This is a genomic window from Facklamia sp. P13064, from assembly GCF_050409425.1.
In the GTDB taxonomy this organism is placed as follows: domain Bacteria; phylum Bacillota; class Bacilli; order Lactobacillales; family Aerococcaceae; genus Facklamia.
Genome location: NZ_JBNUPM010000015.1, coordinates 24,988 through 36,471, shown reverse-complemented (window position 1 = coordinate 36,471; position 11,484 = coordinate 24,988). Strand labels below are relative to the sequence as shown.

11 protein-coding genes are annotated in these 11,484 nt (G+C 36.1%); 2 read left to right on the top strand and 9 right to left on the bottom strand.

What is annotated here, in order from left to right:
- Positions 1-218: 218 nt before the first annotated feature.
- Positions 219-2,498, top strand: coding sequence for a bifunctional glutamate--cysteine ligase GshA/glutathione synthetase GshB (gene gshAB, locus ACQV2S_RS07170; protein WP_428885283.1), 2,280 nt, complete (start codon positions 219-221; stop codon positions 2,496-2,498).
- Positions 2,499-2,559: 61 nt separating this feature from the next.
- Here the strand turns inward: gshAB and ACQV2S_RS07165 are convergent, their stop codons facing one another.
- The 4 genes from ACQV2S_RS07165 to coaBC form a co-directional block, all read right to left on the bottom strand.
- Positions 2,560-3,645, bottom strand: a complete 1,086-nt coding sequence (locus tag ACQV2S_RS07165) for a M42 family metallopeptidase (protein ID WP_428874193.1) — start codon at positions 3,643-3,645, stop codon at positions 2,560-2,562.
- A 78-nt stretch (positions 3,646-3,723) separates the two neighbouring features.
- Positions 3,724-5,007 carry an ABC transporter permease gene (locus ACQV2S_RS07160; protein ID WP_428874192.1) on the bottom strand — a complete coding sequence of 428 codons (1,284 nt, stop codon included), beginning with the start codon at positions 5,005-5,007 and terminating at the stop codon, positions 3,724-3,726.
- Entirely contained in the window at positions 5,000-5,740 is a 741-nt protein-coding gene (locus ACQV2S_RS07155) for an ABC transporter ATP-binding protein (protein WP_428874191.1), read from the bottom strand. The genes ACQV2S_RS07160 and ACQV2S_RS07155 overlap by 8 nt, the downstream gene beginning before the upstream one ends.
- 10 nt (positions 5,741-5,750) lie before the next feature.
- The gene (gene coaBC / locus ACQV2S_RS07150; protein ID WP_428874190.1) at positions 5,751-6,974 is read right to left on the bottom strand and encodes a bifunctional phosphopantothenoylcysteine decarboxylase/phosphopantothenate--cysteine ligase CoaBC; all 1,224 of its coding nucleotides are present in this window, start codon (positions 6,972-6,974) and stop codon (positions 5,751-5,753) included.
- Between the two features lie 274 nt (positions 6,975-7,248).
- Between coaBC and ACQV2S_RS07145 the strand changes: the two genes are divergently transcribed.
- Positions 7,249-7,566 carry a hypothetical protein gene (locus tag ACQV2S_RS07145; RefSeq protein ID WP_428874189.1) on the top strand — a complete coding sequence of 106 codons (318 nt, stop codon included), beginning with the start codon at positions 7,249-7,251 and terminating at the stop codon, positions 7,564-7,566.
- On the opposite strand, the gene ACQV2S_RS07140 is transcribed toward ACQV2S_RS07145, so the two are convergent.
- The 5 genes from ACQV2S_RS07140 to phoU form a co-directional block, all read right to left on the bottom strand.
- Positions 7,563-8,099 carry a TIGR01440 family protein gene (locus ACQV2S_RS07140; RefSeq protein WP_428885282.1) on the bottom strand — a complete coding sequence of 179 codons (537 nt, stop codon included), beginning with the start codon at positions 8,097-8,099 and terminating at the stop codon, positions 7,563-7,565. The genes ACQV2S_RS07145 and ACQV2S_RS07140 overlap by 4 nt on opposite strands.
- A gap of 347 nt (positions 8,100-8,446) precedes the next feature.
- A complete protein-coding gene (locus ACQV2S_RS07135; RefSeq protein WP_428885280.1) occupies positions 8,447-9,064 on the bottom strand; it encodes a transposase in 618 nt (205 codons plus the stop codon).
- The gene (locus ACQV2S_RS07130) at positions 8,998-9,585 is read right to left on the bottom strand and encodes a transposase (protein ID WP_428885279.1); all 588 of its coding nucleotides are present in this window, start codon (positions 9,583-9,585) and stop codon (positions 8,998-9,000) included. The genes ACQV2S_RS07135 and ACQV2S_RS07130 overlap by 67 nt, the downstream gene beginning before the upstream one ends.
- A 132-nt stretch (positions 9,586-9,717) precedes the next feature.
- The gene (locus ACQV2S_RS07125) at positions 9,718-10,665 is read right to left on the bottom strand and encodes a substrate-binding domain-containing protein (protein WP_428875492.1); all 948 of its coding nucleotides are present in this window, start codon (positions 10,663-10,665) and stop codon (positions 9,718-9,720) included.
- Positions 10,666-10,804: 139 nt separating this feature from the next.
- Positions 10,805-11,464, bottom strand: a complete 660-nt coding sequence (gene phoU / locus ACQV2S_RS07120; protein WP_428874185.1) for a phosphate signaling complex protein PhoU — start codon at positions 11,462-11,464, stop codon at positions 10,805-10,807.
- Positions 11,465-11,484 lie beyond the last annotated feature (20 nt).

Genomic DNA, 11,484 nt, shown 5'->3' with positions numbered 1-11,484 from the left:
AGTGACAACTTCTATATACTAGCATGGTTTAGACTTTTTGTCAAACCTTTTTAAAAAGTTTTTTTAAACTTTTTTTCTTTCGTTTCGGTCGTTCGTGACGACAAGAAATAATATAACATGGGTTGTCTTCTTAAGTCAAGGGCTTTTCAAATTTTTTTCACCTTTTTTCTTATCACTTTGTTATAATATTAATTACTTCATATAAGAGGAGCTTTCTTATGAATAAAATTATTGAGTTTACAATCGAAGATTTGCCATTACTTTGGGAATCGACCGTGGGGCTCGAACGAGAAACCGTTCGAATCAATTTCAACGGATCAATTAGTGAGAGTGACCATCCTCATGATTGGGGAAACCGTTCCTTCCACCCTTATCTTCAAACTGATTTTTCTGAAAGTCAATTAGAGTTAATTACTCCACCCTTTTCTACTAATGAAGAGGTAATCAATTGGTTAGCTGGTCTTCACCAGATAACACAGCATAGAATTTCAAATTCGAAGCCAGCAGAAATGCTTTGGCCTTATAGTATGCCACCTCAATTATCTAATATTAATCAAATTCGAAGCGCTGAATTAGATAATAAAGATGACTATAATTATCGTAAATATCTTATTTCATACTACGGCAAAAAAGTTCAACTACTATCAGGCATCCATTATAACTTTCAAATTAATGATCAGCTTTTAAATCAAAAACTGAATTCCTCAAAATCAAAATATATCTCCAATCGAAATAAGGTTTACATGGACTTGACACGTAAATATCTTTACTACCGCTGGGTATTAACTTATCTTTTAGGGGCCACCCCTTATTTTTCAGATGATTACGAGACTGTTTTATACGGCAAACCCCACAAAACAGTTATGAAATCAGTTCGCCAAAGTCGCTATGGCTACAGGAATAGTAAAAACGTTTCAGTTTCCTATAATAATTTTCAAACATATGTCACAGATATTGAAGATCTCATTTTTCAGGGGATTCTACATTTTGAGAAGGAGCTCTACCGAGATGTTAGAATGCGGGGGGCTAAACCTAATCGCGCAATGCTCAAGGAGGGCATTTCTTATTTAGAATTTAGAAATTTTGATCTTAATCCTTTTCAACCATTTGGAATCAGTTTGGAAGACCTCGATTTTGTAAAAGTATGGATTCTTGCTCTTCTTCTTCACCAACAGTCAATTAGCGAAGAAGAAATTAATCTAGCCAATGAACGTAACCAAAATACAGCAGAATCTAACCCTATCGATCCATTAATCAATAAAGAACTTATTAAGTCTTTCTCATATACCTTACAAACTGTTGCAGAAAACCTAGATGCTCATTACTATCCCGACTCTTATTTAGGTCAGCTTGTTGCTAAAAAGTTTATGCAAATAGAGCAACCCTCCCAAACGCTTGCAGGCCAAATCACTAGTCAATATACCGACTTTAAAGACCTTTCCCAGGGCTTGCTTAAACTTAGCCAAATTTTTCAAAGACAGTCTTTAAAAAACAAATATCTCCTTCATGGTTTTGAGAAGTTAGAACTTTCGACACAAGCCTTAATAAAAAAAGCGATAGAGCTTGGTATTCAAGTTACCATCGTTGATATTGAAGATAACTTAATTGAGCTTCAATTCAATGAGCATACAGAATTAATCAAAAGTGCTAATATGACTTCCTTAGACAGCCAGGTTTCATACTTCTTAATGGATAACAAATCAGCTACTAAATTGGTTCTTGATAGAGAAAAAATTCAAACACCTAAAGGGAGAAAATTCAATGATTTAGATCAAGCAATCAATTATTATTCTCTGTTAGACAAATCTGCAATCGTAATTAAACCGCAAAATACTAACTATGGTTTGGGAATTACTATCTTCGAAAATTTTCCAGAAAAAGAAACCTATACAAAAGCTATGAAGGAAGCTTTCAAACACGATGATACGGTATTAGTTGAAGAATTTATTGAAGGGATTGAATTAAGATTTTATGTGCAAAATCAAAAAGTTTTAGCAGTTTGTGAAAGACAAGCCGCTCATATTATTGGCGATGGCCAGCACACTGTTGAACAGTTAATCGATCTCGAAAATAACCATCCATTCAGAGGGCCTAGACATCTAGCTCCTCTTACCTTATTAGAAAAAGGTGAAATAGAAAGAATAACTCTTGCTGAACAAAACTATTCTCTGCAATCAATTCCCGTTAATGGTAAAAAAGTCTACTTAAGAAAAAATTCTAATGTTTCTTCCGGAGGAATTGCCATCGATCGAACCGATCAAGTTCATTCAGATTTTATTAAAATTGCTGAAAGAACAGCTGCAGCTATGAAATCCACTTTCTGTGGAGTAGATATCATTATCAAGAACTATCAAGAGCCTCTATCTAACTCCAATTCTTACGCTGTGCTAGAGGCTAACTACAATCCAATGATGAGTTTGCACCTTTTTCCTGCTATCGGACATTCACAACCCCTAGCTGAACGAGCGCTTGAAGCCTTATTTCCTGAACTGAATTAATGAATTAAACCCCCTTAGGTATCAAACTTCTGATGCTTAAGGGGATTAATAAAGTTAATTTTTATGCGTTATCTTTAATTTGCTTGATTGTCTCTGCATTCAACTCTTTCACTACTGCTGTTACTAATTTGACCATATTTAAGTAGTCATCTTCGTGAATAACAGAAGTATGTGAATGTAAGTAGCGAACTGGAACAGTAATCGCAATAGAAGGAATACCATTTAATGCTAGGTGTTGTGAACCAGCATCGGTTCCACCACCAGGAATAAATTCGAATTGATAAGGAATGTTCTCTCTATCAGCCACTTCTACTACAAATTCACGTAAGCCACGGTGAGCTATCATTGAGCTATCATAAACAATGATTTGAGGTCCCTTTCCTAATTTACTTGCAGATTCATCTTTAGTCATACCAGGTGTGTCACCCGCTGTACCAGTATCTAGAGCAAATGAAATATCAGGATTAAGCATATGTGCAGCAACTCTAGCTCCGCGTAGACCAACTTCTTCTTGAACATTAGCCCCAGAGAATAGAACCGTTTCATGTCCTTCTTTAGCTAAATTCTTCAATACATCAATTGCAACAGCTATACCGATACGGTTATCCCAAGCTTTACCTAAAAGGAATTTAGTGCCATTCATACGACGTGTTTCGATGTACGGAGTGATCATATCGCCAGGGCGAATACCCCATTCCATGACTTCATCTTTAGAAGAAGCACCTAGGTCAATAAAGATATCTTTAAATTCCATTGGCTTTTTACGAGCTTCTGCAGTTAGTACATGTGGAGGTTTAGATCCTGTAACACCATGGAATGTCTTACCTTCTCTTGTAGTTACTGTTACTTGTTGTGCTAAGACAACTTGACTCCACCAACCACCAATGGTAACGAACTTAAGAAATCCTTCATCGGTGATTTCTTTAACCATAAAGCCAACTTCGTCTAGGTGAGCAGCTAACATAACGCGTGGTCCATCCGCATTGCCTGTATGCTTAGCAAAAATACCACCCAAACCATCTTGCAGATATTCTTCTGCTTGGTCTTTAGTTTCTTCTTTAAACAATTCGCGAACATAACGTTCATTGCCACCGATCCCGTTAACTTCTGTTAGACGTTTAAGATATTCTTCATTTACTGACATCATTCATCCTGCTTTCTTAATAAGTATTTGTATTAATTTTAACAAAGAATTCGTTTTCAATCAAAGAAATTCTTTCTTACTTTAAAGAGGCTTTCTTTTATCGGACTTCTTTTTTAATTTCTTTAACCAAATAGGGACATAAAAGTGAATTATAGCTAAAATTAGTATTAACCAAGCACACGAAACCCACAGTAGTGTTAAGGATAAACCCACTTTAACTAGCATTCCTAAACAAAAAGCAAGCATCATCATTACCAAAATTGAAGCTAACATCCTCTGAAAAGCATTCTTTTTCAAATGTAAATCTTGAGTAGGATAAAGTAATTGAAAAGGCAAATTATTCCCTAGTAAGTAAATCGGCAAAATTTGAATAAGCGCGAGCCAAAAACCAATTCCCCCTATTAAGGTTAAAGCCAACCAATTATCAGGCAATAAGAAAATGATAATCAGAATAAACACTGTAATACGAAGCCATATACCTGAATAACCTTCATGTCGAGTAATCATTCGAGCAAAGAAATAGCTATATCGATTAGCCTTTTTCCCTTGAATCAAGTTCATCAAAGGATACAACCATTTCCGTTCCTTAATGGGAGTTTTTACTTGTGGAACATCTGCAAATAGAGAAATCAGCTTATAAAAACGCGATTTATTAGCATGAGACTGGTTAATAATGAACTCAAAATCGACAAGGTTTTTAGCTAATATACGATAACGCCAATATACAATCATTAAATATAGTCCGCTTACAACTAACATCATTAAAAATGGATAGAAATCGGGTAAATAAAAGCTTATCGCTATAAAAAATCCAGTAAAATAGTTGAGTGTTTTTACGGAATTTCTAGATAAAAAATTGTTGTTTTGATAATAAAGATTTAGGTATTGATTGATCACAGCTAAAAATTTCAAAGTTGCATAAATAAAACAGAAGAAAACAGCATTATTTTGATTCCAATCACTCACAATTGAGATTAACGGATAGAAGAGAAAGCTAATTAAAAGAGCTAGGCTTACTTGAGAAAGCGAGGTGTAGATAAAAGCTTTTCGCCAATATTTAAACCAATCCTCGCCTCTAGGAAATAAATAGGATCGGTCAGCCTCATGATTTAACCATAAAGGGTGCCCGAAGTTTAAAATTACTGTAAGAAAAAAAGCTATCATCAAAGGAATCATCCATATGAAAGCAAAATAGGAACCTTGGTTTAATCTTTCAAGTAGATCTCTATAAGTCAAAGCTAGAAAACCCATCAGTACGAAAAGCACTATAGAGAAATGATCATTAAAAATTAATCGCCCATATTTCCCAACTTCCTTCAATAATTGATTAGCTCTTTTATTAAATAAATGATCCAAATTAATCATTAACTTCACCTGTCTTAGTCATGGTCATATAGATATCGTTTAAGTTCGCTTTTTGGAGGTTATAGATAGCCTGCAACTGGTTTAAGTCTCCTTGAGCTACAAGTTGACCTTTTTGAAGCAAAAGAAAAGAATCACATAAGTCCTCAGCAATCGCTAAAATGTGTGTTGTAAATATAATTGAGCGACCAGAAACTGCGCTCTTCTTCAATAAATCTGTGAATTGTTGAATAGCTAGCGGATCTAATCCTAAGAATGGTTCATCAATAATTAATAATTGAGCATCCGTAACTAGAGCACAAATAATCATTACTTTTTGCTTCATTCCTTTAGAAAAGTGAGTGGGGAACCACTCTAATTTTTTTTCTAGGCGAAATTTCTTTAAAAGAGGTTGGGCTCTTTGCATGACTGTTTTCATCGGAATTTGATACCCAAGAGCTGTCATTTCTAAGTGCTCCTTCAAAGTTAATTCTTCGTACAAAATAGGCGTTTCAGGAATATAAGCAATTTGACTAGCATACTTCTGGTGGTCTTCTGCAATTGAGATGCCGTCAATCAGCACTTGCCCTGACTGGTTAGGTAAAAGGCCTAAAATAGTTTTCAAGAGCGTTGATTTTCCTGCACCATTTAAACCAACTAATCCAACTATTTCGCCTGAGTGAATTTCAAAATTTACATTATTAATGACCGGAACATTGCGATAACCGCTTGTTAGATTTTCAACTACTAATTTCATTTATTCTCCTCTAATCTTTAATAATCGGATCATTTAGAATAATTTCCCAAACTTTTCTTGCTAGATCAATTTTTTCCATTTTAGGTAAGTTCACAACTTGCCCTTTTTCGTTTAAAAGAGTCACTTGATTGTTTTTTGAATTAAAACCAATGTCTTTCTGAGAAACATCATTCGCGATAATCCAATCTATTCTTTTTGACTTTAACTTTCTTTGAGCATATTCGATTAAATTTTGAGTCTCCGCAGCAAAGCCAACTAAAACTTGCTGCTTTTTATTTTGTCCTAATTCCGCTAAAATATCTGGGTTTTCGATAAGTTCCCACAGGATTTTCTCATTCTCTTGATCCTTTTTCTTAATTTTATGTTCAGCTTGATCCATCATTCTGAAGTCACTCACCGCAGCTGCCATAATAACGTAATCCGTTTGCGCATAGCGCTCATTGATTTCTTTTTGCATTTGAAGCGCTGATTCCACTAAAATCAAGTCCATATTATCCATCATTGGAAAATGATCTTTAGTGGAAATGAAAGAGACTTCTGCTCCCAAAAAACTCGCAATTTTAGCCATAGCATATCCCATCTTGCCGGAAGAATCATTGGAAATGTAGCGAACAGGATCGATTCTTTCTCTCGTTCCACCTGCTGTTACAATCACTTTTTTATTCTCTAATAATTGAGGGTAAAAATGTTTGGCTGCTATACTTTCAAGCTTTTCAACAATCTGAGTAATAGCTGGTAATCGCCCTTTGCCTTCATAACCTTCTGCCAAAAAGCCTGTATCCGGTTCTAACAAGTAGTAACCATCTTTCTTTAGACGTTTTAGGTTTCTTTGAGTGGCAGGATGCTGATACATGTTTGTGTTCATCGCCGGACATAAAAGACAAGGACAAGCAACAGCTAATAGTGTTGTAGAAGCTATTTCATCTGCTATGCCGTTGGATAATTTTCCAATAATATTAGCCGTTGCTGGGGCCACCACTACAAGATCACACCAATCAGCAAACTCAATGTGCTGAACGTGTTCAGTATCATTTTCACTAAAAGTATCTATCAAAACTTCATGGCGCGAAAGCACTTGTAGAGTTAGCGGAGTGATAAACTCACTTGCTGACTTTGTCATTATAACACGCACTATTGCCCCAGCTTTAACAAGTTGTCGCACTAATTCAGTCGCTTTATAGGCAGCAATTCCACCTGTGACAACGACACCAATTTTTTTCCTTAATAAAACCATTCTAGAGCTCCTATCTATTTTATAATCTAAAAACCTGTTAACTACTGTTCAAGTAACTATCTTTCCTTGTTAAACTATATAAAAAAATAAAGGAGATTCCTTTGTTACCTGAAATAAATTTAATTAATCTTGGTGAAAACAACTACTCTATTGAATTTACTTGCTTGTATAAACATCAACAAAAAGATGGTTGGCCCTTTTTAACGGATAGAGCACTCATGCAAAATGATAGCATGGCCTTCCCTTAACAGAAAAAATTGAGGTAAGCAATCATTTGCATTACACAGACCACATTAAAAATGAACAACAAGCAGAAATATTGGCCTTTGACAGCCCTCGTTTCTTCTCTTTTACTTGGAACGTGGGTTTCATTAAGATGGAATTGTCATCGACATATCATTCAAAAACTTATCTCGCCTTTCAATATTGGGTGCTACTTATTACAGAACAATCGCATCACGAGCTTAGCCAATGGATTTTAAACTTAGAACTTTTAGAAGCTCTCTTGGACGATAAGGAAACCATTGATAAAAAGGGGCGTTACTATCAAATTGACCAGTATGTTAAGAAGATAATTAAGGACTACATTTAATAATTTGCGCGTTCTCCACCAATTAATTTTGGCCGCGATGATAGTCCATTTACCCTGGCAAACCCTAGTTGGTTGTGTTTAAAACGAACAGGAATTTGAACATGTTTTATATGCATACCGATATGTGTATCCCCAATATCTATACCTGCACTTGCTTGAACATGCTCTACCATGACTGGATCCTTGAATAACTGATAGGCCGCTACGGCTGCTCCTCCTCCCGCATGCAAAGCAGGGACTACTGAGACAATTTCTAAGCCATACTTTTTAGCAGCTTGACGTTCTATCACTAGACTGCGATTAATATGCTCACAGCCTTGAACCGCAAGAAAGAGTCCCATTTTGCTTGTAGTTTTGATTAAAGCATTAACTAATAGTTTCCCGTACTCTGGACGAGATGCCTTCCCAATTTTTCCACCTGCCATTTCAGATGTTGAGCAACCTAAAACAAAAATATCCTGAGAAACTACTTTCCCCTGGAATAAATCCTCTATTTCTCCCATTAGACGATCGATTTCTAACTCGATTTCCATACTTTTCACCTTCTTTGTTTTCTTTCATTTTACCACATATGATTGCAAATAAAAAAGCGCACCCAAGGTGCGCCCAGACTGAAGACAAACCCTTCTTTGAGGATGACTCATACAGGGTTTGTCTTTGTTTCTGCCCAAATTTCCTTAATAAATAAAAAAACGAAGCCTTTCTAGCTCCTCATTTCTAATATGTTTGCTAACTTTCTCATGTTCATACAAGCAAAAGTGAGCCCTGCTTTAAATTCCATCAAGGCTTTTCCAATTAAATGCGTCTATCGAAAGCCAAGATGCTCCTTGGCAGTGCCAAATAATCTTTCTACTGATTCCTTACGTTCTCTATAAAGCTCTCACATGCCATCTGAATGTCTTATATCTTCACATGTTTCAAGGGCTTCTTGCCAGACATGTCGGGTAATCACACGATTATTTTGATATTTCTTCTGGTCGTGACTCGAAGCTTTGTACTCTCGATAGCCTTTTCGATTGGTAGTTGTATAGCGATAGACCACATCGTTTTCATCTAAATAACAATCATAGTATTCGTCATAGATAATGTTTCTATTCTCCCGTTTACGTCTTGGCCGTGTATAAGGAAACACCGGTGTAATTTCTTGTTTGAATAGGAATTGAGCGATAGTAGGCGTTTTATATCCCGCGTCTGCAATGACATGCTTAGGGTTAAAAGGAATAACCTTTTCAAAGATTAAAGGAAAAGCTTGGGTATCGTGTGTATTTCCCGGATGGACACTATATCCTAAAACCCACCCATTACGATCACAGGCTGTTTGAATGTTATAGGCAAAAACTTGCATATGATCTCCTTTATGGAGCCATCCTGCCTCCGGATCATTAGGACTGATTGTTTGGGATTTTGTTAAGTGCTCCTTTTCGGTATTTTTTAGAAGCTTTTGCCGTGAATCGCTCGGTCTTCTTGAACGGCTTCCATCATTTCCTCTGCCAACCATTTTGCTTGGACGATCACTTCTTCATTCGTATACTTTCGGCCATTGGCGCAAGCTTTAACATGGCTACCATCGATAAAAATATCCTTTGAATCCACCACGCCAGCCTCAACGCATTGCTTTAAAATTTGGGCAAATATTTGCTCGGCTAAACTTTGAGATTCGAAACGACGCTTATAATTTTTACCGAAGGTTGAAAAGTGTGGCACAGTATCCGTTAAAGAAAGCCCTAAAAACCATCGATAAGCAACATTCACTTCAATCTCTTGAATGGTTTGGCGCATACTTGGAATACCAAAGAGATATTGAATCATAGGGATTTTAATCAAAGTTATCGGGTCAATACTTGGTCGACCGTTATCTTGACAATAGACGTCCTCTACCAAGTCATAGATGAAATTAAAATCAATATGATGATCAATTTTCCGCAAAAGATGATTGGGAGGTACCAGTTCTTCAAGGGCATAAAATGCCATTTGATTACGTGCTTCAAAGGTTTTACTGTCAGCATTTTTTGACATCATACGAATCACCCGTTTTCTTTTTATTATACACAAAAAAGCCCTCTAATTCACTAAGAAGTAGTGGTTTAGAGGGCTTTGTCTTCAGTCTGAGCGCACCCAAGGTGCGCCTTGATTATTTACTTATTCACTTAATTATTTTACCGTATCTTCCCAAGTAGAAATTTCTCCTAAGAAGATTCCACGGATTGCTTCTAGAGTCATTTCTTCAGTAGGGTTTTCATTATTTACTACTACTGCGATACCATCGATAGCAATTGCGTCGTGTTTTAAAGCTTCCATTTCCTCATCTTTTAATTCACGAGAAGCCATACCTAAGTCAGCGGTATCATTCATTGCTGCTTCCATACCTGCAGATGAACCGTTTGAAGTAATATTAATTTCAACGTTTGGTTGGAATTCTTTATAGGCTTCAGCAAGTTTTTCCATTAAAGGAGATACAGAAGTTGATCCAACAACTTCAACAGTTCCTTCTAATTCTGCAGTTGCTTCATAAGGAGCTAGCTCACTTTCTACTTCTTCACTTTCTGCTGCTTCTTCTGATTCTACTTCTTCACTTTCTGCTTCTACAGTTTCATCTAACTCTTCGCCAGCAGGTGTTACGCTGATGTATCCTTCTTCTTCAACTACTGCTTGTCCTTCTTGAGAATGAATGAATGTTAAAAAGTCATTTGCAACTTCAGATAATTCTTTTTCTGCTGACCATGCAACATTAAATGGACGAGCGATTGGATAGTCTCCAGCTTTGATAGCTTCAGGAGTCGCTTCAGAACCATCAACTTTTAATGCTTTCACTGAATCATCAAGTGATCCTAATGAGATATATCCGATTGCTGAAGGGTCTCCAGCAACTGTTTGCATTACACCAGATGTTTGGTTTTGAACAGTAGCATTTTGCGTAGTTAGGTCGTTATCATCTTCATCAACAACACCGACAATTTCAACAAATGCGCCACGGGTACCTGAACCATCTTCACGACTAATTACATTAATTGGCCCTTCTTGAGCCATTGCTGGAACAACTACCGACAACCCTAAGCCTGCTACAGCTACTAATAGTAAAGCTTTTAATGATTTTTTCATTAATTACATCTCCTTAAATTTTATCAAATCAGCAACACAACTACATTGCCAACATCGAACTCACTCAACGTTAGCACATTCATAGTATACATAAAAATTGTAAATTTAGTGTAAATTTAGTGTTAAGTTTGAGTAAATACTAGTGATTTAAATCAACTATCTCTGCTTTTTTAAGATATACAATTCGCTCACAAATATTAGTGACATAGTCACCAATTCTTTCAATTGAATTCCCAATTGCTAGATAGTTAATTCCTGTATTAACAGACTCTCTATTCTTTTCCATTCGTAAAGCAGAGTCATTATAAAGTTGTTTAAGACAGGCATCAACTAATTCGTCACGGTCGGCAATCTCTTGTGCTTTTACCGCGTCTCTTTCCGAAAAAGCTTCTAGAACATCATTGATCATTTCAAAAACCATTTGAGCCATTTTATTTATTATTTCTGTTAAGGATTTAATTTTTTCTGTATCTTCATTAGTTCGATTAACATTTTTTGCTATTAAAACAGCATGGTCACCTATTCTTTCTAAGTCAACACTGATGCTCATTACTGTAAAAATCAAACGTAGATCTTCCGCCACGGGTTGTTGTAAGGCGATTAAACGATAAGCTTCTTTTTCAATCTCATTGGCTAATTGGTTAATTTCTTGATCTGCTTCTTTTAATTTTGAAGCTGCACTGGTGTCGTCATTATTGAATGCGTTAATAGCTAAATGCACATTTTCGATGACTGCTGTTGCTTGTTCTGATAACTTATTTGAAAAGTCTTCTAAATCCTTTGTGTAAATATTTCTCATGATTGACTCCTTTCAAGTGT